Source organism: Novosphingobium sp. G106, assembly GCF_019075875.1.
Lineage (GTDB): Bacteria > Pseudomonadota > Alphaproteobacteria > Sphingomonadales > Sphingomonadaceae > Novosphingobium.
In genome coordinates this window covers 834,078-856,664 of sequence record NZ_JAHOOZ010000001.1, presented here as the reverse complement: position 1 = coordinate 856,664, position 22,587 = coordinate 834,078, and the positions used below count along the sequence as shown (strand labels likewise).

Annotated in this window: 18 protein-coding genes; 5 read left to right on the top strand and 13 right to left on the bottom strand. The window is 64.8% G+C overall.

Translation table 11 applies throughout. The features are described from left to right. Positions 1-77: 77 nt before the first annotated feature. Positions 78-896: a helix-turn-helix domain-containing protein gene (locus KRR38_RS04015; RefSeq protein ID WP_217398845.1), complete on the top strand. Its 819-nt coding sequence runs from the start codon at positions 78-80 to the stop codon at positions 894-896. Here the strand turns inward: KRR38_RS04015 and KRR38_RS04010 are convergent. From KRR38_RS04010 to KRR38_RS04000, 3 genes are all read right to left on the bottom strand, one after another. Next, positions 893-2,395: a serine hydrolase gene (locus KRR38_RS04010; protein WP_217398843.1), complete on the bottom strand. Its 1,503-nt coding sequence runs from the start codon at positions 2,393-2,395 to the stop codon at positions 893-895. The two genes, KRR38_RS04015 and KRR38_RS04010, sit on opposite strands and share 4 nt — an antisense overlap. Before the next feature lie 80 nt (positions 2,396-2,475). After that, positions 2,476-3,129, bottom strand: a complete 654-nt coding sequence (locus KRR38_RS04005; RefSeq protein ID WP_217398841.1) for a glutathione S-transferase family protein — start codon at positions 3,127-3,129, stop codon at positions 2,476-2,478. A 33-nt stretch (positions 3,130-3,162) separates the two neighbouring features. Next, a complete protein-coding gene (locus KRR38_RS04000) occupies positions 3,163-3,894 on the bottom strand; it encodes a DUF2889 domain-containing protein (protein WP_217398839.1) in 732 nt (243 codons plus the stop codon). Between the two features lie 153 nt (positions 3,895-4,047). Between KRR38_RS04000 and KRR38_RS03995 the strand changes: the two genes are divergently transcribed. The 4 genes from KRR38_RS03995 (at position 4,048) to KRR38_RS03980 (ending at position 10,566) form a co-directional block, all read left to right on the top strand. After that, positions 4,048-4,242 (top strand): ferredoxin, encoded by a 195-nt coding sequence (locus KRR38_RS03995; protein WP_217398837.1) that lies wholly within the window; start codon positions 4,048-4,050, stop codon positions 4,240-4,242. A 216-nt stretch (positions 4,243-4,458) separates the two neighbouring features. Next, entirely contained in the window at positions 4,459-7,107 is a 2,649-nt protein-coding gene (locus KRR38_RS03990; protein WP_217398835.1) for a TonB-dependent receptor, read from the top strand. Between the two features lie 220 nt (positions 7,108-7,327). Then, a complete protein-coding gene (locus KRR38_RS03985; protein ID WP_217398833.1) occupies positions 7,328-9,544 on the top strand; it encodes an acyl-CoA dehydrogenase family protein in 2,217 nt (738 codons plus the stop codon). Between the two features lie 203 nt (positions 9,545-9,747). Then, positions 9,748-10,566 (top strand): enoyl-CoA hydratase/isomerase family protein, encoded by an 819-nt coding sequence (locus tag KRR38_RS03980; protein ID WP_217398831.1) that lies wholly within the window; start codon positions 9,748-9,750, stop codon positions 10,564-10,566. A 41-nt stretch (positions 10,567-10,607) separates the two neighbouring features. Here KRR38_RS03980 and KRR38_RS03975 read toward each other — a convergent pair whose 3' ends face one another. The 10 genes from KRR38_RS03975 to KRR38_RS03930 form a co-directional block, all read right to left on the bottom strand. After that, positions 10,608-11,330: a TetR/AcrR family transcriptional regulator gene (locus KRR38_RS03975; protein WP_217398829.1), complete on the bottom strand. Its 723-nt coding sequence runs from the start codon at positions 11,328-11,330 to the stop codon at positions 10,608-10,610. Between the two features lie 34 nt (positions 11,331-11,364). Next, positions 11,365-12,837 carry an aldehyde dehydrogenase family protein gene (locus KRR38_RS03970; RefSeq protein WP_217398827.1) on the bottom strand — a complete coding sequence of 491 codons (1,473 nt, stop codon included), beginning with the start codon at positions 12,835-12,837 and terminating at the stop codon, positions 11,365-11,367. Between the two features lie 46 nt (positions 12,838-12,883). After that, positions 12,884-13,624 carry an SDR family oxidoreductase gene (locus tag KRR38_RS03965; RefSeq protein ID WP_217398825.1) on the bottom strand — a complete coding sequence of 247 codons (741 nt, stop codon included), beginning with the start codon at positions 13,622-13,624 and terminating at the stop codon, positions 12,884-12,886. A 135-nt stretch (positions 13,625-13,759) separates the two neighbouring features. Continuing rightward, the gene (locus KRR38_RS03960; RefSeq protein ID WP_217398823.1) at positions 13,760-15,277 is read right to left on the bottom strand and encodes a DHA2 family efflux MFS transporter permease subunit; all 1,518 of its coding nucleotides are present in this window, start codon (positions 15,275-15,277) and stop codon (positions 13,760-13,762) included. Positions 15,278-15,414: 137 nt separating this feature from the next. Next, entirely contained in the window at positions 15,415-15,861 is a 447-nt protein-coding gene (locus tag KRR38_RS03955; protein ID WP_217398821.1) for a MarR family winged helix-turn-helix transcriptional regulator, read from the bottom strand. A gap of 78 nt (positions 15,862-15,939) precedes the next feature. Continuing rightward, on the bottom strand, positions 15,940-16,350 hold the full coding sequence (locus tag KRR38_RS03950; protein ID WP_217398819.1) for a nuclear transport factor 2 family protein: 411 nt from the start codon (positions 16,348-16,350) through the stop codon (positions 15,940-15,942). Next, positions 16,347-18,053 carry a class I adenylate-forming enzyme family protein gene (locus KRR38_RS03945; RefSeq protein WP_217398817.1) on the bottom strand — a complete coding sequence of 569 codons (1,707 nt, stop codon included), beginning with the start codon at positions 18,051-18,053 and terminating at the stop codon, positions 16,347-16,349. The genes KRR38_RS03950 and KRR38_RS03945 overlap by 4 nt, the downstream gene beginning before the upstream one ends. A gap of 62 nt (positions 18,054-18,115) precedes the next feature. Continuing rightward, positions 18,116-19,099 (bottom strand): MDR family oxidoreductase, encoded by a 984-nt coding sequence (locus KRR38_RS03940; RefSeq protein WP_217398815.1) that lies wholly within the window; start codon positions 19,097-19,099, stop codon positions 18,116-18,118. 58 nt (positions 19,100-19,157) lie between these two features. Then, positions 19,158-19,835: a TetR/AcrR family transcriptional regulator gene (locus KRR38_RS03935; RefSeq protein WP_217398812.1), complete on the bottom strand. Its 678-nt coding sequence runs from the start codon at positions 19,833-19,835 to the stop codon at positions 19,158-19,160. Between the two features lie 115 nt (positions 19,836-19,950). Next, positions 19,951-22,335, bottom strand: a complete 2,385-nt coding sequence (locus tag KRR38_RS03930) for a TonB-dependent receptor (protein WP_254514635.1) — start codon at positions 22,333-22,335, stop codon at positions 19,951-19,953. Positions 22,336-22,587 lie beyond the last annotated feature (252 nt).

The following is a 22,587-nucleotide window of genomic DNA, read 5'->3' as shown; positions in this document are numbered from 1 at the left end:
CGAGGCATTCTCACTTATATTGACAAATACCGCAAATCGCGCGACTCTGAGCGCATAAGGGATTGAGGAGAGCTTCCATGCCTGCCGCGTCAGCCGTGTCCAAAGCACCTTCGAACAAGGCCAAGATCGCCCGCCGGGTGATCGAGGTGCTCGAATATTTCGACGACGCGCACCGCGAGGCAACCGTGATGGACATCGTGCGCCGCTATGACCGGCCGCAGTCGAGCACGTCCGAGCTGCTCTCGAGCCTCGTCGAGCTGGGCCTGCTCTACAAGGATCCCAATTCGCGCTCCTACAGCCTCGCCCCGCGCGCCGCGTTGATCGGGGCCGCCGGCCAGAGCGGTGTCATCCGCGATGGCCGCCTCGTCGGCCTGATCGACCGGCTGGCCGCGCAGACCGGCCTTTCCGTCGCGGTGTTCGGCCGCGTCGCGCTCAAGACCCAGATCGTCTCCTGGCACGCCGGCCCGCGTGCCTCGGCAAAGGCCGTGCGCGGGATCTACGGCGGCCTGCAGGAACCGATGTCGGACGGCGCCCCCGGCTGGCTGCTGCTCTCCACCGTCGACCAGCCGCGCCGCGACGGCGTCGTGCGACGGCTCAACGCCGAGGCCGCCGATGAGCGCAAGTTCGCGGTAGCCGACATGAGCGCCAAGCTCGATGCCTGCCGCGACAGCCGGCACGTTCGCGGCAAGCTCGGCTTCGGCTCTCAGGCCGATGTCGTCGCCGCGCTGCTGCCGGGCCAGGACGAGGCGCACCCGCTGGCCATCGGCATCGTCTATGGCGACGAGGACCGCGTCAGCCGCGACAGCCTGCTGCGCTGCCTCGACGACGCGATCGCGCAGGCGCTGGGCGAGCCAGTTTCGGACTCGACCGTGGAAAAGCTGCCGACGGCGGCCTAAAGCTTCACGACCTCGAAGCCGAGCGCCTGCAGCCCCAGTTTCTGGGTCGGTGCCACCAGCAGGCTGCCCTTGAGACGCCCGCGTTCGCAGGTCCAGGTGAAGTTCCCCGCCAGCGCACTTTCGGCGACCACCGGCTCCGAGGCCGGGCAGAGCCCAACCTGATTTCTTACCTCGGCCAGTTCGGCCTTCCGGTGCGCTAGGTCGTGATCGAGCAGGAAATTCATCGCCAGGCTATCCTGCGCGACGGACGCATCGCCCGCGGCCCAGATCGCCTTGGCCAGGGCGTAGCCGTCGGCGACCGCCTTGCTCACGGGGATCGGATGCGACGTAAGGGCATTCCCCGCATGGAGCGCCAGGGCCGTCCTGAATACGGGTACGGACGGGCCGCTATAGGTGCGATTGGTGAAGGCAAAGACGGCCAGCCCCTTGTCGGGCAGCAGCAGCACGTTCGATCCATAGCCCGGATAGCCGCCGGCATGGATCAACGCGTGGCCGAGGTCGCAATCGTCGACCACCCGCCAGCCCATGCCATAGGCGATCGCCTGGCGGCACGGCGCGCCGCCGATCGCGGCCGCGCGCATCGCGGTCTGGACGAAGTTCGACCCTTCGGCGATCTCGCGCACGGTGGCCCGCTTCACCGGCCCGGTGTCGGGATCGTCGCGCGGCGGCCAGGCGGAAAGCAGGAAGGCGGTCCAGCGCGCATAGTCCTGCGCCGTGGTCTCGACCCCGCCCATCGCGCCGAACACGCCATCGGGCATGTCGGGTTCGCGCAGCCAGGCCTCGTCCTGCCAGCGATAGCCGAGCGCGCGCCGGTCGGCCGGAGACCGGGCGATGTCGTATGTGGTCGAGGTCATTCCGAGCGGAATGAAGAAGCTGTCACGGATATAGTCCTGAAAACGCTTGCCCGAGACGCGGGTGACAATCCGGCCCAGCGTCGCATAGCCGAAGTTGGAATATTCCATGGTCAGGCCGGGCGGCCGTGCGAACCGCACGCCCGTCTTGAGCATGGCGGTGAAGTCAGCCTCCGACATCGGCTGCTGCCGGTCGCCCCAGGGATCGTCGGTCACGAATCCGGCGTCGTGGTTCAGCAGGTCGCGCACGCGTATGCGCGGGCTGTCGCTGGTCGGGTAGGTCCAGCCGCGCATTTCGGGGATATAGGTTTCGGCCAGCGCGTCGAGCGACAGCTTCCCTTCGTCGCGCAGCTTGAGGATGGCCAGCGCGGTGAAGGCCTTGCTCATCGAGGCGATGCGGAACCGCGTTCCGCTATCGACCGGGCGCTTGGCCTCCAGGTCCTGAACGCCCTGCCCCTTGATCACGATCACGCGACCATCCTTGACCACGCCATAGACGAGGCCCGGCACATGGGCTTCGAGCCGCCATTCGTCGAAATTGCGGTCGATCGCTGCGAGCGTGGCCGCGTCGGGCTCGTCCGCGAAAGCGCTGGCGGGGATAGACGACAGGAACAAGACCGCCAGAACTGCGCCAACTCGCTTCAACATACAGCGGTCTCCGATGCCGGAGAACCTTGTTGCATCGCAGCGAGCGGCGGACAAGCACTGGCCGGCGCGAATATTTTCGGTCAGCCGGCGGACGATTGCGCCGTGAAAACCGCAAGCTGCGCGGCGAAGGCGCGCTCGAAAGCGGGCCGCGCCTTGGCGCGTGCGACGTAGGCGATGAGGTTCGGATAGTCGTCGAGCAGGCTCGAGCTCTCCAGGCGGACCAGGACTTCAACCATCATCAGGTCTCCAGCGCTGAACCCACCGTCGAGCCACTCGGCATTGCCGAGCCGACGCGACAGCTGGCCCAGCCGGTTGCGCACGCGCCCCTGGACCGCTGGCAGGCGCTGCTCGTACCAGGGCTCCTTGCTCTCCAGCAGCCGCACAGTCTCGAGTTCGACGATCGGCTGCTCCATAGTGTTGAGCGCAGCGAACATCCAGGTGATCGCGCGGGCACGGGCCGCGGCGCCTTCGGGCAGCAGGCCCGGATAGCGCTCGGCGATATGGAGGATGATCGCGCCGGTTTCGAACAGGGTGAATTCGCGTTCCTCGTAAGTCGGAATCTGGCCGAACGGATGCAGCGCCAGATGAGCCGGCTCCTTCATCTGGGCGAACGAAAGCAAGCGCACCTCATAGGGCTGGCCCACTTCCTCCAGCGCCCAGCGCACCCGCATGTCGCGCGCGAGGCCCCTGCCTTTGTCCGGTGAGTTTTCGAAGGCGGTGATCGTGATCGTCATTCTCGGGCTCCGACGGAGTGCGCAGTTCTTCGCCTAATGCCCGTGCACCCGGGCCAGTTCCCTGTCTGCAAAACCATCGAGCGGCGCCTGCGGGCCGTGGCTGAAATCGCGCAGCAGACCGATGCGTTCGGCCACCACCGCGCGCTCGGGCTGGAAGCTGTAGCAGTTGGGCGGCAGGTCCGTGGCGCGCGACTGCCGCTCGATCGGGATCGTCCGGCCGTGCGCGACCAGCCCTGCCCATTGCAGCAGGCGCGCCGGTTCCTGCTGCTCGGCCGGCAGCGTCGCGATCCAGTCGCGCAGCGCCGTCAGCGGCACGCCGCCGGCCTCTGTCAGTACGCCATCGCGCTCGCGCCAATGCAGCAGGCGCTCGCCGTCGCGGCACAGTTCGAGGAGGCGCTCGCCCTCGGCCGGATCGCTGACGAATAGGTCGTAGATCATAGGCCTGCGGTCCAAAGCATGGACGGCGGCGAGGACCGCGAGATCGTGGAGATGAGTGCAGTTCGCCCGCTTCTCGCGCCGCGCGGTGACTTCGGCGAGCGGCTGGCCGGCGAAGGTCCGAACGAGCTGGTCGCGCGCGCCCGGACAGGTCGTCCATGGGGCGCGTTCCATCACCGCTTCGACGGCGGTCACGACACTGCTCTCGTGGCGCAAGGTCACGGCCATGCAGTGCATGTCGTCCTCGAGCATCGCCAGCACGGCACCGTCCCGCGGTTCTATGCGGATGCGGCGGCGATAGCCCGGGAGATCGTCGGCGGCACGGGTCATGTCGGGCACGATTTCACAGGCCGGTGCACCTGTCGACCGCAAAGGGCACATCGTCCGAGCGATGGCTGTGCCGGGCATCGACAATCCGCACCGCAGAATGGCAATCAACTGCGGATCAGGCGCAGGCACGGCGTCGTTAAGGGAGAGGATGACATGAAGATCCGCATCGACAAGGCACGCTGCGTCGGCAACGCCCGCTGCTGGGCGATCGCGCCCGATCTTTATCCCTTGGACGACGACGGCTATATTTCGATCGAAGGTTTCGACGTTCCCGAAGGGCTCGAAGCCATAGCAAAGCGTGGCGCCCGCGCTTGTCCCGAACGGGTCATCGAAGTTATCGAGGAATAGATGCTATGGATGCTTACCATATTATAGGTTAGCAGAACGTAGACACTATTTATCATAACTTTTGAAATGCGTTGCATATACGCAACGGTATCATGACTTTCGACGCATTCGTTGCAATTTTCCCTCGCCACTCGGCGCGCTTCGCCTAGGTTTGAACATCTGCACAGCACAAGGATTCCATGGGGAACCGGCCGTGCAGATTGGGGGAAGATGCTAATGACGAATAGCTTCAGGGCGACCTTGCTGGCCGCCACGGTTCTGGGCGCTACCACTGCCACGCCCGCCTGGGCGCAGAGCGCAGACGAAAATTCGAGCAACGACATCATCGTCACCGCGCAGCGTGTCGAACAGCGCCTGCAGGACGTGCCGATTTCGATCACGGTGCTCGATCAGGGCAAACTGGCCAACAACAACATCAGCAATCTGAAAGACGTGGCAAACCTGACTCCGGGCTTCGCAGTCAACAGCCGCTACGGCGCCGACAACACGACCTTCACGATCCGGGGCTTCTATCAGGAGCAGCGCAGCTTCGCGACAGTGGGCGTGTTCTTCAACGACGTCGTCGCGCCGCGTGGTTCCGGCGCGACTTTCGGCGGCGATGGCGCGGGCCCGGGCGCACTGTTCGACTTGCAGAACGTCCAGGTGCTCAAGGGCCCGCAGGGTACCCTGTTCGGCCGCAACGTGACCGGCGGCGCCGTACTGCTTGTCCCGCGCAAGCCGACCGACAAGCTCGAAGGCTATGTCGAAGGCAGCGCCGGCGACTACAACATGTGGCGCCTGCAGGGCGTGATCAACCTTCCGGTGTCCGACACCTTCAAGCTCCGGCTCGGCGTCGACCACATGGACCGCGAGGGCTATCTCAAGAACCTCGGCCGGTTCGGCGACGGCAAGTTCGCCGGCCGCGGGATGGGCGACGTCAACTACTGGGCCGGCCGCGTCAGCGCGCTGTGGGACGTGACCCCCGACCTCGAGAATTACACGGTCGGCACCTATACGCATTCGCAGAGCAACGGCGTCATCCCGAAGGTGACGGCGGCGTTCCCTTGCGCCCAGGGCGTCACCGCGCCATGTCCGACCAGCTCCAACCAAGCATTCTTCGGCAACGAATCGGTCGCGCAGATAGCGCGCGAAGCCTCGGCCGGCTTCTGGTCGGTATCGAACCGCCTGCCCGACTCTCAGTCGATCAGCGACCAGTTCCAGATCATCAACACGCTGACCTGGACCGCCAGCGATAGCCTGACGGTCAAGAACATCCTTTCCTACGGCGAGTTCAAGGGCAAGACCAACCTCGACCTGTTCGGCAACTACTCGCTTCTTCCCGGTGTAGTCCCGGGCACCGAGACCGGCCTCCAGGTCCGCGGCTTCGCCTTCACCCATAACAACGGGCTTACCGGCTACACCAATGCCGAACGCTCGATGGTCGGCGAACTGCAGTTCCAGGGCCATCCGGGTGACGGCACGTTCACCTGGCAGGCGGGCGGCTATGCCGAAATCAACGATCCGCTAGGCTTCTCGGGCGTCCAGACCGCCTCGTTCACGGCCTGCACCGACGTCCCCAGCTTCGCCTGCCTTCCCTCCTCTGCTGTCGGCGGCCCGGCCTTCCCGGCCGGCACCGGCCAGGGCACGATCTCGGGCGGCACCGGATCCTATTCGCTGCAGAAGACAAAGTTCCGCGACTACGCGCTCTATGCCCAAGCCAGCTACAAGCTGACCGATCAGCTGACGCTGACCGGCGGCATCCGCTATACTTGGGACAAGATGCACACGTTCCTGATCAACGAGACCGCCGTGTTCCAGACCGTGCCCAGCAACGTCAGGTTCGGTTGCACCAATCCCACGGCGCCCGGATACACGGGCATCCCCTCGCCCGCGAACCCGGCGACATTCCCCTATACGTTCGCGCAGACCCTGAACAACTGCCAGCAGAACCTCGAGAAGAACACCTCGGCACCGACCTGGCTGCTCCAGGCCGACTACAAGCCGATCGACAACGTCATGGTCTATGGCAAGTGGTCGCGTGGCTACCGCCAGGGCGGCATCGCGATCTTCGGTCCCGACCCTCTCCAGAAGTACGACAAGGAAACCGTCGATACGTTCGAGGCGGGCGCGAAGACCAGCTGGCGCGGCGCCCTGCCGGGCAGCTTCAACGTCTCGGGCTACTATAACAACCTGCGCAACCAGCAGCTGCAGCTGGGCGTCGCCTGTAATCCGGCCAAGCCCCTTCCGCCCGGCCAGACGACATTCGTGAACTGCTCGGGCAACGCGACGATCATCAACGCGGGCAAGTCGCGCATCTGGGGTATCGAAGCAGACCTGAACGTCATGCCGTTCGATGGTCTGCGGCTCGATCTGGCCTATGGCTACATCAACGCAAAGCTGCTGAAGATTGTTATTCCGACGGTACCGGCGCCCTACAACGACATCACGCCTTCGCTGACGCAACCTTGCGGCGGCGAACAGTGCAATACGATCGCCAACTCCGGGCCCCCGCATCAGGTGGTCGCCGGGGGCAACTATACGCTGCCGTTCCCCGAATCGATCGGCAAGTTCTCGGTCGGCGCTACCTTCGTCTACCAGTCGCGCCGCCGTATCGTTGCCGACGGCGTGGTCAACCGGACCAATCCGGCGCTGCCCATCACCTCCGGTAGCGGCGTCGCGCCCTCGTCCAGCGTGTTGAACCTCAATGCCACCTGGGAAAACGTCGGAGGTCATCCGTTCGACCTCAGCTTCTTCATGACCAACGTGACCAACGAGCACGTGATCCTGCAGATCAACGACAACACGGCCCGCGGCTTCATCTCGTCGATCGTCGGCGAGCCGCGCATGTTCGGCTTCCGCGCCAAGGTTCGCTTCGGCGCCGAATAAATCAGACACATAGATTGTTGACCTTGAAGGCGGCGTCTCCCTCGGGAGGCGCCGCTTTCTTTTGGGCATCGTCGTCGCGATGGGGAGAAATTCCCATTGCCGGACCCGGTGATTCCGTGCTGAGGCGGATCGTCCAGAGCGGCGCGGAAACGCGCGGGCTCAAGCCATAATCGGGCCGAGCCGCAAGGCTTGCACGCCATAGACCGGGAAGAGAGCACCCATGAATTTCGACCTCACCGACGAACAGGAAATGGTGCGCGACACCTTCGCCCGCTTCCTCGACGACAATTCCTCGACCGCGCGCGTCCGCGCCGCGCTGCCCAGTGGCTTCGATCCCGCGCTGTGGCAGGGCCTGGCCGAACTGGGCGCCTTCGCGCTGCGGGTACCCGAGGCATCCGGTGGTCTGGGTCTTGGCCTGTTCGATGCCGCAGTGGTGATGGAAGAGGCCGGGCGCACGCTCGCTTCCGGCCCGCTCGCAGAAGCGCTGGTCGCCGCGCGGCTGCTGGCCCAGCTCGGCGGTTCCGAGGAACTGCTCGGCAAGGTGATCGGCGGCGAGACCGTCGCCACGATCGCGATGCGCGACGTCGCCGAATTCCCGCGCCAGTGGATCGCCGGCGGCCTCGTGGCCGAGGCGGTCGTGGCGCGCAAGGGCAATGACGTGGTGCTGATCGAGGTGCCCGCCGCAGCGCGCGTCGCCGAAGAGAACCTGGCCTCGACGCCGATCGCCGAGATCGATCTGGCCGCCCTGCCCGCCACAGTACTCGGCAGCGGCGAAACCGCGCTGGCGACTTTTGCGGCCGGTATCGAAGAGTGGAAGCTGCTGCTCGGCGCGGCGCTCGCGGGCCTGTCGCGCGCGGCGCTGCAATTGGCCGCAGCCTATGCCGGCGAGCGCAAGGCCTTCGGCGTGTTCATCGGCACGTTCCAGGCGATCAGCCACCCGATGGCCGACCTGATCGCCGAGATCGACAGCGGCAAGTTCATGGTCTGGAAGGCGATCCGCTCGATCGCCGACGGCGAGGCCGATGCCGCCGGGCAGGTCTCGCTGGCCGCCTGGTGGAATGCCGAAACCGCCGCGCGAACGGTCACCCAGTCGCTGCACACCTTCGGCGGCATCGGCCTTACGCTCGAGCACGACATCCACCTCTACAACCTGCGCGCCAAGGCCTGGCCGCTGGTCGCAGGCGACCCGCAGCTGCTGCTGGGCGAAGCCGGTCGGCGGCTCTACGGCAACGAGACCGCGAGCCTGGCCCCCAGTCTACCTGACGTCGGCGACCTGCCAATCGAGTTCGACCTCGGTGAAGAGGCGCGCGCGGTGCAGAAGGAAATCCACGATTTCTTCGCCAAGCACGTCACCGCCGAGGAGCGCGAGAAGTTCCACTATTCGTGGGAGGGCCATAACCCGCGCATCCACAAGCTGCTGGTGGAGAACGATCTTGCCTATCTGCAGATGCCCAAGGACGTCGGCGGCCGCGGCCTGAACGCCTATGCCGTTACCGCCGCGCGCGATGCCTTCGAGGAAGAGGGCTGGAACAACCCGGTCGCCGGCGTCGCGCAGATGGTCGCGCTGATCATGCACCGCTTCGGCACCGACGAGCTCAAGCAGGACGTGCTGTCCAAGGTCATGTCGGGGGATGCGATCTGTTCGCTCGGCTATTCGGAGCCGGGCAGCGGCTCGGACGTCTTCGCCGCGCAGTGCCGCGCTATTCCGGACGGCAACGGCTGGAAGATCGAAGGCACCAAGATGTGGACCAGCGGTGCCAACCTGACCGACTACGTTCTGATGCTGACGCGCACCAATACCGAAGCGGCCAAGCACAAGGGCCTGACCATGTTCATCGTGCCGCTGAAGGCCGAGGGCGTGACGATCCAGGGCGTCCACACCTTCATGGACGAGCGCACCAACATCACTTTCTATGACGGCGTGAAGATCCCCGATTCCTGGCGCCTGGGCGAAGTCGACGGCGGCGCACGGACCATGGCCGCGAGCCTAGAGCTCGAGCACGGCGGTGGCTTCGCCAAGGTGCAGCGGGTCATGGTTGAGGAAGCAGCCGAGCTCTGCCGCGAGATCAAGGCGCCTGGTGGCGGCAAGCTGATCGACCAGCCGAACGCGCAGGCCCGCCTCGCCAGGGCCCATGCCAACTATCTGGCCGCCGAACTGCTCCAGTACCGCGCGAACTGGGCGCAGGTGGAGCAGAAGACGAACTACGCCTATGGTCCGATGACCAAGGTGTTCTCGTCGGAGAAGTTCACCACGGACTCGCGCGATCTGCTCGACCTTACCGCGCCCTATTCACTGTCCAAGCGCAAGGGCCCGGCGGGCGCGCTCAATCAGGACTATCGCCATGCCCATGGCACGACGATCTACGGCGGGTCGAGCGAGGTCCATCGCTCGATGGTCGCCGAAAAGGGCCTCGGCCTGCCGCGTTCGCGCCAGTGACGACGTATCGCTCCTCCCCTACGATGGGGGAGGAGCAGAGCTAACCCCCCTATTCCCACTACCCTGAGCTTGTCGAAGGGCTGTTCTTCCCCTTGCGCCTCAGCGCTGGCCGAAAGAAAAGCAGTCCTTCGACAAGCTCAGGATGAGCGGATTTTCATATCCAATAGACCAATCCCTCAAGGGATGGACTTGGAAGGAGCACCATGACCGAAGAAGCCCCCCACCTGCTGACCGAGGAGGCAGACGGCATCCTCATCGCCACGCTCAACCGGCCCGACAAGCTCAACGCGATCTCGCGCCAGATGATGGACCTGCTGACCGAAGCCGTGCTGCGCTTCCGCGACGCCGACGAGCTGAAGGTCATGCTGATCCGCTCCACGGGGCGCTATTTCAGTGCTGGTGCCGATCTCAAGGCGGGCAACCAGAAGGTCGTCTCACCATCGGTCAGCGGCGTTTCCAGCGCCCGAGCGATCCGCGAGAACCACCGCCTCAATCTCAACGGTATGCAGCAGCTGTGGGACGAGATGGAGCATATCGAGAAGCCGATCGTCGTCGCGCATCATGCCATGTGCGTCGGCGGCGGGCTCGAGATGAGTCTGTCCTGCGACTTCCGCTTCGCGGCCAAGAGCGCGGGCTATGCCTTCCCCGAAGGCCTGTTCGGCGTGCTGCCCGCCTCGAACGGCGTCAGCCGGCTGACCCGCATCTGCGGGCCGCACTGGGCGCGCTGGCTGGTGATGGCGAACAAGCCGGCTCCGGCCGACATGGCCTTCACCATGGGCCTCGTCCACCAGGTCTTCCCCGATGAGACCTTCGAGCAGGAAGTCATGGACTTCTGCCGCCACCTGACCAAGCAGAACGGCGAACAGATGGGCGCGGCCAAGGTCGCAATCGAACTCTGCGCCGATCTGGGCCGCGAGGCCGGACGCCATGTCGAGCGCATGGGCAATTCGGGGCTGATGCTCAACCCGTCCTACATCAAGGGCATGGAAGAGTACCTGAAGGGTGTCGGCGGCAAGAAGTAAGGCGGAATGCCTGCCCCTTCTCCCGGCGGGAGAGGGGGGCCTTAGCCCAGTTCGCCCTGTGCGAGGCGCGCACGCGTATCGGCGAGCATGAGTTCGATCATGCGTGAGGCCGGAACCAGATAGTGATCCTTGCTGCGGCGCTGGCCATCGCCGAACAGGCTGGTGAGCCCGGTATCGGTCGCCACCGTCACGGTACGCTCGATCCCCGTCATCAGCACGGTCGCCAGGCCGCGCACCGGCGATTGCATGTCATCAGCATCGCCGCCCATCTGTGCGACAAACAGCGCGATCAGCGGCTGGGTCGACAGCACGCGCTGGATCATCAGGCGATGGTCGTTGCTGTCGGCCATGGTATTGCGCAGGTGGAGCAGGCGCGAATGGCGCGCCCAGAAGCCGTGGTAGGCGTCTATGAACGCCCGGCTCCGCGTGCCGAGTTCGGTGTCGGGCCAATGTTCGCGCAAGATACCGAGGAAGCTTTCCTCGGCGGTCGCCATGACCGGCTCGAGCACGGCCAGCAGTAGTTCGGTGAGATCGGCGAAGTAGTTGTAGAGCGAGGTCATGCCGAGCGATGCGCGCCGAGCGACCGCACTCATCGTCAGCACTTCCTCGGGATCGGCGAGCAGTTCGGTGCAGGCGGCGAGGATGCGCTCGCGCGTATCCCGCCCCTTGCGGCCGAGCCGCTGCCCGTTGAGGTTGTGGCTGACCGGATGGATGGCGGCAGCGGCTGGCAATTCGGACAAGGCCGGTGTGGCCTCGCTCGTCACTCTCTTGCTCGCTGCCCCCATCCCCTGCTCCGTATCAGGCCGCTGCGACCGGATAGGCAATCATCTTGGTCTCGAGGAATTCCTCGATGCCCTCGACGCCCCATTCGCGGCCGATGCCGCTGGCCTTGTAGCCGCCGAACGGAATGTCGCCGGCGATGCACATGCCGTTGTTGACGCCGACCGAGCCGGTGCGGATGCGCTTGGCCATCTTCATCGCGCGGTCGAAGCTACCCGAAACGCCGCCCGAAAGGCCATAGGCGCTTTCGTTGGCGATGCGGATCGCGTCTTCGTCGTCCTTGTAGGGGATGACGACCAGCACCGGGCCGAAGATCTCTTCCTGGGCGATGCGCATGTCGTTGGTGACGTCGACGAAGACTGTCGGCTCGACGAAGTAGCCGTCGCCCTTGTCGGGGCGCGCAGCGCCGCCGTGGAGCAGCGTGGCGCCCTCGTCCTTGCCGAGCTGGATGTAGCCCAGCACGCGCTCAAGCTGACGCTTGTTGATCACCGGGCCCATGATGTGCTCGGGATTGCTGACGTCGCCCCAGTTGTCGCCCAGGCCGGCATAGCCCTGCTTGAGGATGGCCTTGGCCTCTTCATAGCGGCTCTCGGGCACCAGCAGGCGCGACTGCACGGCGCAGCCCTGGCCGGCGTGGAACACGAGCATCGTGGTCAGCACGTCCATCGCGAAGTTCTGCGAATCGTCGAGCACGATCTTGGCCGACTTGCCGCCGAGTTCGAGGAAGACGCGCTTCAGCGTCGGCGCGCCCTGCTCCATGATGCGCTTGCCGACCGCGGTCGAGCCGGTGAACGAGACCAGATCGACGCGCGGGTCCTTGACCATCATCTCGCCCGCGAGCGCCGGATCGGCGCCGAACACGACGTTGATCACACCGTCGGGGAAACCGGCTTCCTTGGCCAGCTCGCCGAAGATCGCGCCGGCGCCGGGGGTATCCGGAGCAGGCTTGAGGATCACGGTGCAACCGGCGAGCAGCGCTGCGACGACCTTGCCGATGTTGACGTAGAGCGGCACGTTCCACGGCGTGATCGCGGCGACGACGCCGACCGGCTCGTAATGCGCGACGCGCTTGCTCTCATAGCCGTAGCCGAACTTGTTGCCGTAGTCCTTTTCCCAGACGACACGGTCGAACACGGCCAGGTAATCGTCCCAGCCGCCGAGTGCCATCGAGACGTGGGCCTTGTCGACCGCGCCCAGCGCGGCGCCGGCTTCGTGAACGGCCAGGGCGCCCAGCTTCTCGCGGTTCGCCTCGAACAGCTCGCGGTACTTCTTCACGAGCGCGAGGCGCTTTTCCTTGTTGGTCGACCAGTCGGTGTTGTCGAAGGCATTGCGCGCGGCAACGATCGCCGCCTCGACGTCTTCGGCCGTGGCATCGGCCGCCTTGCCGACGGGCGCGCCGGTCCAGGGGCTGATGACGTCATAGGTGCGGCCGCCGGTGGCGTCGCGCAGCTGGCCGTTGATGAAAAGCTTGGCGTCGGGAAGTGTCGTCATGGTCCTCGTTCCCTATCTGGAATAGTTTTGAGTGTTGGGAGTTATATTAAGCGTGGCGGGCTTCGATGGAAGCGTGGGTTACACGAACATCGGGCGGCAGATCGATCATTGCGCGGAACACGCTGGTGACCGAGGTGACATTGCTGATCGGGCGCTTAGCCAGGTGGATGCCGGCCTCACCGCAGAGCTGATAGAACTGCTGGGCCGCGGCCGGATCCCAATGCACGTTCATGTCCTTGCCTGCTTCGTACATCGGCCCCGCGCGGACGGTCGAGACGCGGATGCCGGCGGGCTGCAATTCGAGCGACAGCGAGTCGGTGAAGCGCTCCAGCCCGGTCTTGGTGCTGGCGTAGAGCGAGAGCATCGGGAACTCGAGCGCCACCGATTCGCTGGTGACGTTGAGGATCGTGCCGCCTTTCTCCATCATCGGAATCGCGGCCCTGCAGGTGAAGATCGGCCCGGCGAAATTGGTGTTCATGATCGTCAGGATCTGATCGTCCGTGGCCTTCTCCACCATGAACGGCTCGTAGATCGCGGCATTGTTGATCAGCACGTCGATCTTGGGATGACGTTCGGCGATCTTCGCGAAAGCGGCACGCACCGAGTCGGCCGAACCGACATCGCATTCCACCGCGAAGTGCGGCTCGCCGAGTTCCTCTGCCAGAGCTTGGACCTTGGAGAAAGTCCGGCCGAGCAGGATCACCGTCTCGCCTTCGCTGGCAAAGCGCCGTGCCAGCGCCCGGCCGAGACCAACTCCCGCTCCCGTTATGACGATCGTCTTACCCACGGTTACACTCGCATGATTGTTATCGGGCGCACGGTTCCCAGAAAGCCGTCACGTTCACAAGGGGCTTTGCGCAACGCGCGGGCGATGCTTGGCACAAAATATCTCGGGCTTGGCAAAAAGTGAGCTGCACCTCGGCTATTCCATCGGCGGCGGCGGATTGGCGCCCATTCGGGGCGGCCGCTTCAGCAGATAGGGCAACGGCGCGAAGGCAAGCAGAACCCAGCTCAACATGTAGAAATTGTCGAGATAGGCGATCATCAAGGCCTGGCGTGAGACCTGTCCCTCGATCGCCGCCAGCGTGCCCGCGCCCAGCTCGGAGACCTGGTCGGGCGAAGCCTGCATGTCGAGCGCCGGCGTGCTGTAGCCCACGACGTGCGCGGCAAGATCGGCGTGGCTCACCTGCTGGTTGCGCGCCAGCATCATGACGATGATCGAGATGCCGATCGATCCGCCAAGACTGCGGAACAGCGAGCTCAGGCTGGACCCATCGGGACGCACTGCAGGGCTAAGCGTGGCGAAGGCCAGGAGGTTCATCGGCGAAGTGACGAAGCCGAAGCCGATTCCCTGGACGAAGCTGGCGAGCAGGATGGGGGTCGAATCCATCTCGATCGCCCAGCGCGTCATCGAAAACATGCCCGCTGCAGCGATGACATAGCCCACCGACATGATCAGGCGCGGATCGACCTGACGCGCGAGGACACCTGCCAGCAACGAGGAAATCATCACGCCGATCCCGCGCGGCCCCATCATCAGTCCGGTCTCCATCACCGGGTAACCGTAGATCGTCTGGAACATCATCGGCAGCACCGACGAGAGGCCGACGACCGCGATGCCCATGACCGCCATGAAAGCAAGGCTGAAGAGGAAGTTAGTATTCTTGTAGAGCTCGCGCTTGAACAGCGGCGTTGCGGTATCCCGGCTGTGCAGCACGAACACCCAGATCGCGCATAGCGCTATCAGCAGCTCAAAGATCGTTTCCCAGCTGTTGAACCAGTCGTTGTGCTGGCCGCGATCGAGCATGAGCTGCAGCGACGCGAGGCCCACCCCGATCATGACGAAACCGAAGATGTCCAGCGGGCGGCGTTCGAGCGGGCGGCTCGGCAGCAACAACCACAGCAGCGCGAGCGCGGGAATCCCTAGCGGCAGGTTGACGTAGAATATCCAGCGCCAGTTGAGGTATTCGGTCAGGAAACCGCCGAGAAAAGGTCCGCTGATCGGCGCGACCATCACGATCATGCTGAATACGGCCACCGTCATGGCCTGCTTGCTGGGTGCGCTGATGTCGAACATGATCGTCAGCGTCAACGGCCCGATGAACGCTGCCGCGATCCCCTGGAGCCCGCGAAACAGCACCATTTCCGGCAGCGAAGTCGCTGCCCCGCAGGCGGCCGAGGTCAACAGGAAAAGCAGGGTCGCGGAGATGAATAGCCGCCGCGATCCCACCCGGTCCGACAGCCAGCCGGTGATCGGCGTCGCGATCGCGGTGGTGACGATGAAGGTCGTCAGTACCCAACTGATCGATCCCGAGGAAGCGCCTAGCGCCGCCTGCATATGCGGCAGGGCCACATTGGCGATCGTCGCATCGAGAAACTGGCAGATCGATACGGCCATGACCGCGGCGAGCAGCAACGGCCGGTTCCTGGTTTGCAGCATTGGCCGGTCGTCGAGCAGTGGCGCGACAACGGACGCGCCCTCGCTCGGACTAGCGGCAGCTATTGTTCTCGACATGCGTGAACCGCCCGGCGCAGGAGACTATGTCGGCTGGTAGCGGCAGCGATCCGACCGCCGCTTTAGTCATCGGCGGCGTTTTCGAGCGACTGCCGGCGAGAGAGATTGGCGCGCATCCGCCCAAGCGCGGCCATCAGCGCCGCGCGCTCCGTCTCGTCGATGCCGTCGAGCGCGATGTCGTAGGTCTCGAGCGCGAAAGGCCGCAACTGGTCGAGCAGCAACTGGCCCTTGTCGGTCAGGAACAGCCGCCAGGCGCGGCGGTCCGAGGGATCGGGCCGCCGCTCGACGAGCTGCGCGTCCTGCAACCGGTCGATCATGCGGCCGAGCGTGATCGGCTCGACCTCGAGCAGTTCAGCCAGCCCGCCCTGGTTGATCCCGGCGTTGAAGCTGAGCAGACTGAGAACCTGCCACTGCGGCCGCGTCACGCCGATACCGCGGGCACGCGCATCGAAGCTGCGTCGCAACAGGCGGGACACCTGGGCCAGCATTGTACCGATGTTCTCGTCCATGCCGGGCAATTAGTAACAAAGCTTACTATAATCCAGTCTTATCCTCAGCTAGGTGAACAAACCAGCTGAGCAATCTCGTTATTGTTCATAATCCACGATCAGCCTGGTCAGCTTCTGCTCGGCGATGCGCCAGCCTTCGGCAGTGCGGACATAGCGTTCGTGGTAGTGGCCGAAAGCATTCAGCGAGCGGCCGTCCTCCCAGATCAGCCGGTCCTGCAACGGCCAGATCGCGCGCGCTTCGTCGCCGTCGATGGTGATCTCGGGGAAATGCACCTGGTGCGCGGTCTTGGCGGTTTCGATCGATGCGTGGGTCGCTGCGACCGCAGCCTCGCGGCCATGGAACACTCCGCCGCCGCTGGGCGAGACGTCCTGCAGGAAATCCTCGGTGAAGAGCTGGCCCCAGCCCTCCCAGTCCTTGGTGTCGAGCAACCGGCAATAGGCAGCTTTGAGATTGGCGATCGCCAGCCAGTCCGAGAAATCGGCCATCATGCACTCTCCTTCAGACGATCGCCGGCGAGCTTGCGCAGATCCGCGGTCTTGATCTTGGAACTGCCGGTGGTCGCGAAATCGCTTTCAGCGAAGAACAGCACGCGGCGCGGCACCTTGTAGGCGGCGAGCTTCTCCTTGGCGAAGGCCTTGATCTCGTCCTCGGTCAGGGTCACGCCCTCACGCGCCACGATACAGGCGACGACCAGCTCGCCCAGAAGCTCGTCGGGCACGCCGACGGTCTGGGTCAGCTTGACGCCGCGGTGATCGCGGATGACCGCGTCGATCTCGAGCGGGGAAACGTTGGCGCCGCCGGTCTTGATGATGTCGTTGAGCCGGCCCTTCCAGAACAGCCGACCCTCGGCATCGAGATAGCCACCGTCGCTGGTGCGTAGGAAGCCCTCGTCGTCGAGGCTCTGGTCGAGCGGGATGCCGACGTAGCCGAGCATCAGGGTCGGACCCTTGACCGCGATCTCGCCCTCCTCGCCCAGCGGCATCGTCTCGCCGGTCAGCGGATCGACGATCTTGACTGTCGATCCGGCGGTGGGCTGACCGTGGCTGGTGCTGGCCACCTCGCGCGGCGTGCCCGCCTTGAACACCGTGATCAGCGTGAAGGTCTCGGTATTGCCATAGGCCTGGCCCGGTTCCGTCCATTCGGTATGGACGGTCGGATGCTTGGCCAACAGCATCGTCTTGTCGAGATAGCGCAGCGACGAAAGGTTGACGCTGTCGTAGTTCGGCGCAGCGGCGAGCTGGGCCCACTGGTGCGGCCAGGCGAGCGGCATCGTCGCCTTTTCCTTGTCCATCAGTGCCAGCGCCTCCTCGGCGTCGAACCAACGCTGGAGCAGCAGTGTGCCGCCCAAAGACAGCGCGCCACCGAGCGCCATGACGAAATTGCCCGAGAAGAAGAAGCCGTTCGCCGACCAGGTCCGCGGCGGCGCCTCGGGCTGAATGTCGTACCACTGCGGCCAACGCCAAATCTGGAGGCAGACCGCACGATTGGCGCTCAGGATGCCCTTGGCCTTACCGGTCGAGCCCGAGGAGAACAACAGCAGCCCCGGGTCGGCGGGCGAGACCTGCTCGGTCGTCGCCTCGACAAGTTCGTCAGCCACGCCGCGGCCACGCGCGAGGAACGTGCTCCAGCCCTCGATCGCGCCCTCACCCGTGTCGCTGTCGACCAACGCCAGGTGGCGAAGATAGGGATAGCGCTGCGAGGCGAGCTCGCCGGGCTTGGCCGAGGCGATCGCGGGTTCGAGCTCGATCATCATGCTCGCGAAGTCCTTCTTGAGGACCTTGCGTTCGAGCAGCAGCACCGAGCAGCCCGACTGCTTGAGCACTTCGTCGAGCTCGGTCGCGGTGAAGAAGGTACTGATCGGATTGGCGATGCAACCGGCCAGCGCTGCGCCGAACACACTCGAGAGGAATTCGAGCCGGTTGGTCACGAGGATACCGACGCGCGTACCCTTGCCGGTGCCGCTGGCGATCAACGCCTTGGCGACTTCAAGCGACTTGGCCAGCATCTGGTCATAGGTCCAGCGCTCGACCTTTCCATCGAGCTCGATCATCGCCGCCTCGCGCGGGCCGTAACGCTGCACGATCTCGCGCACGTAGCGGCCGAGCGTCAGAGGGCCGATGCCAGTCTCTTCGGCAAGCGGAATGCCGCGGGCGATCGACAGGCCGTCCGCTACCTGGACCTTGCTGGTCATGTCCTCATCTCTCCCTAGCCCCGTCGGTCGCAGCCCGATCGACTGCGACCGACAGGAAGTCTTCAGCGCTTCACGTCGACAATCAGGCGCCCCCGGATCTTGCCGTCGATCAGATCGCGCGCGCCCTGGATCGTCTCGCCGAGGCTAATCTCGGTGGCGATCGTGTTGAGCAGCGCCGGATTGAGATCGCGGCCGAGGCGATCCCAGGCAGCCTGGCGCGGCTTCTGCGGGCACATCACGCTGTCGATGCCGAGCAGCGAGACGCCGCGCAGGATGAACGGCATGACGGTAGTGGCGAGGTCGCTGCCCTGGGCGAGGCCACAGGCAGTGACCGTACCGCGGTACTTGGTCTGGGCGATGGCATTGGCCAGCGTGTGGCTGCCGACCGAGTCGACCACCGCGCCCCAGCGCTCCTTCTGGAACGGCTTGCCGGGCTCCGAATAGTCCGAGCGCAAGACGAAGTCGTCGGCGCCGAGGCTGGTCAGATAGTCCTTCTCGCTCTCGTCGCCGATCGACGCGACGACGGTGAAGCCCGCCTTCTTGAGCAGCGCCACCGCGACCGAGCCGACGCCACCGGGCGTGCCGGTGACGAGGACTTCGCCGTCGGCCGGCGTCACGCCGAAGTTCACCAGCGCGTCGACGCTGAGCGAAGCGGTGTAGCCGGCAGTGCCGATGCCCATGGCCTGAAGGCCGGTGAAGGTCGACGGCAGCTTGACCAGCCAGTCGCCCTTGAGCCGCGCCTTGGTGGCGAAACCGCCCCAGTGCACTTCGCCCACGCCCCAGCCGTTGAGCAGGACGGAATCGCCCGCCTTGAAGTTCGGGTTCGACGACTCGCTGACCGTGCCGACAAGGTCGATGCCCGGGACCATCGGCCAGCGGCGCACGACCGGGCCGTCGCCGGTGATGGCGAGGCCGTCCTTGTAGTTCATTGTCGAATAGTCGACGTCGATCGTGACGTCGCCTTCGGGCAGCTGGCTCTCGTCGAGCTCAGTCACCGAGACCTTCTGGCCGTCGTCGGTCTTTTCGATCAGGATCGCTTTAAACATAAGAACTCCCTTGAATGATGGTCGATCTGGGTCGGTCTTTCGGACCGTGGAATGGGGGTCAGGCGCCTGCGTCCGACTCTCCGTCTCGCATGCTGCGCAGGCGTTCAGCTATGCCGGGGTAAGCCTCGGCCCGCAAGGAGCCATACATCGACAAACGCAGCGTTTCGCGGGCGAAACGCTGCCCCAGCGCGGCGCGGCCGGCGTCATCCTCGGCATGGGCACGCGCCCAGATCGGCCAGAGGAAAATGCCGGCGAGGTTCATCACCGAAAGCACCTCTGCGTCGATCCCCGGCACGGCCAGATCGCTGGCCGCCCAGCGTTCGAGCGAGCCGCAATATTCACGCCAGAACGGGTCCTGCGACGGGTCCGGCGAAGCCAGCACCTGCATCAGCCAGACGCGGCAGAGCTCGTGGTTCTCCATGGCGAAAGCGGCCAGCCGCTCGGTCATGGCGGCAATGTCGGTCTCTTCGATACGGCGCTCGCCGATCTTTTCGGGATCGCCGAAAGCTGCGCGGAACAGCTTGTCCGAAGCCCAGGCGACGGTCGCCTCGATCAGCTTCTCGCGCGTTTCGAAATGCTGGTAGGCGGTGCCGCGGTTGACGCCGGCGAGATGGGCGACTTCGGAAAGGCTGATGCCTTCGGGCCCGTCCTTGGCTAACAGGGTACGCGCGGCCTCGAGGATCACCTCGCGCGTCGCATCGGGATCGCGCGGCCGCCGCTTGGGTCGACTTTCCATCCTCTCGCCTTCACCCTCTGATGATCAGCACTGTCGCCTATTTCCCGCGAGCCGCCCGGTCAAACGAAAAGGCCGGCGGTTTCCCGCCGGCCTCTCTTTGTCGCTCCGACGGAGCTCAGCGCGACCCGAAGCGCGCCGTCAGCGACACGCCGAACTCGCGCGGCGCGGTCATCGTGATGCCGCGATAGGCGCTGGCACCCGACTGGCCGATGGCCCCCGTGGACGTGATCTGCGTGTAGCTCACGCCCAGCGGCTGCGCGGTCCGCGACAGCACGCGCTCCGCGTTGAACACGTTCTTGACGTAGCCGCCCAGTTCCCAGCCACCGTCCGCAGCGCGGATGCCGGCGAAGAAGTTGAACAGGGCATAGCTGCTGACGTCGTCGAACGCGTTGGCAGGATCGTTCTGCGACTTGCCGCTGAAGGTCATCAGGCCGCGAACGTAGCCTTCCATCGTGTCATTGATGGGATGCTTGTACTCGGACTGGGCCGTCGCGGCGAACGGTGCGCTGAGACCGGCGCGGTAGTTCACCGTGCAAGTCGCGATCTGCTGGCCGTTGTTGGCGGCAATGATCTGCGCATAGGTCGGAACCGTACCACCGTAGTTGTTGCACGGAACCACGCCGTTCTTGATCTTGCTGAGCGAGTAGCTGGCCGAAACGCCGATGTTGAAGCGATCGCTGGCGCGGAAATCGATCTCGCCTTCGACACCGTCGACCTTCGCCGGCACGCCGACCGCAATGGCGGGGGCCGCCAGGAACACGCGCTGCGAACCCGTGGCGTCCAGGCCGGCCGCATAGACGTTCGGCGAGGAATAAGCGTAGTTCTTGAAGTCCTGGTGATAGGCCGTGACGTTCACGCGCAGGCGGCGGTCCAGCCAGCTCGACTTGAAGCCGATTTCGTAGGAGTTCGAGGTCTCGTCACCCGGGAAGTAGAACGACGAGAGTAGCGGACCGGGGTTGGCGAGATCGCGGAACTGGATCGCGTTGGTCGAAGAGCCCGGACGCCACGAACTGCCGAACGAGGCGTAGACCATCAGGTCCGGCGTCACGTTGTGCTTGACCGAGGCAGAGTAGATCCAGTGGCTTGCATCGCGATTTTCCGCAGCCGCCGGGATGGTCACACCGCTGATGATCAGATTGCCCTCGGCGTGGTAGTCGATGTAGCGCGTGCCGACCGAGATCTCGGTCTTCTCACCGATGTGCGCGGTGACATTGCCAAACAGCGACTGCTCCTTGGTCGCCGAAGGACGCGCTACCGGCGTGTTTACGATGGCCAAGAAGCTGGGACCGGGACCGGCGAACAGCGGCGTCTGCGTGACCAGCGACGTGCTCGTGCTCATTTTGTTGTAGAGACCGCCGACAACGTAGTCGAACATGCCCGCGATGCGCTCTTCGTTCGACAGGCGAAGCTCATGCGTCGTCTGCGTGGCACCTGTGTTGGTGGTCTGGTTGGCCCCGAGCAGCGCGGCCGGATTGGTCGCGCTGAAGAAGCCGCCGTCGTCGTTGGGATCTACCGTGTGCAGCTTCTGCGTCGAGTGCGAGCCGACGTAGTCGAGCTTCTGGCCGGCGAAGCGGGCCTGGGCCTGCCAGTTCCAGATCTTGAAAGTCTGCTCGTAGTTGCGCGGGATGAACTGCACCGCGCGGCGATCGTCGGCGTCGATCAGGACCGGTCCGGTCGCACCGCCGACCGTCGAGATCGACATGGATCCGACCTGGTCGTACTGCAGCGCCTTGCGGTTGGTCGTCGTGTAGCTGCCCGACAGGCTGAGGAAGTCCACCGGTTCGGCGCGCAGCGAGACGCGGCCACCGCGGGTCTTGATGTAGGGATCGAGCGCATTGTTGACGCTGCGAACCTCGTTGCCGTCGCCTTCGTCGTAAACGCCGGCGACGCGAACACCGAGCTTGTCTTCGATGATCGGCACGTTCAGCGCGACATTGGCATTGGTCGTGCCGGTATCGGTGACCGTGCCCTGGACATAGCCGCCGGCCTCGTTGAGATCGACACGGTGCGTGGTGACGGTGATCGAGCCAGACGGGGAGGCACGGCCGCGCAGCGTGCCCTGGGGCCCGCGCAGGACTTCGACCTGGCCGACGTCGAACATCGACTGGAACAGCATGCCCGATGAAATCGGCGCGTCGTTCTGATAGAATTCGATCGTGCCGTTGTTGCCGCTGGCGTTCACGTCATAGGCGACGCCACGCAGCGTGGCCTGGGTGCCGATGCCGTTGGCGCTGCTCGACATCTGCAGGCCTGGAACGAGCGACTGGACATCCTGGAACTCGCGGATGTTGAGCTTGGCCATGGAGTCCGCCGTAACGGCGTTGACCACCAGCGGCACTTCCTGCGACGATTCGTCGCGGCGGCGCGCCTGGACGACGATATCGCCGGTATCGGCGACGTTTTCGTCCCCATCCTTCGCGGCGGCTTCCTGAGCCATGGCGGGCGCGGCAAGGCTGAGCAGGCTGACGCTGGCCAATGCAACAAAGCTAATGCGTTTCAAGAGCAGTTCCTCCCTGTGGGCCCTCCTTGCGGGCCCGTGAGCACGTATCGTTCCGTTCCGGTCAACGGAACGACGCTGGCCGGTCACTCCTGACCAGGCACGGGAGGGGCTGCTAGAGGCCGTGCAAATGCTTGGCCAGAGCAAAAACGAGGCGTTCTCTTCTTTTTAACGAGATACCCTCAGTTTTTTTGCGGGTGTGTCTTTTGGGGCCTAGGGAAAAATACGTGGTTCAAACAGAGAGCGCGCACCGGC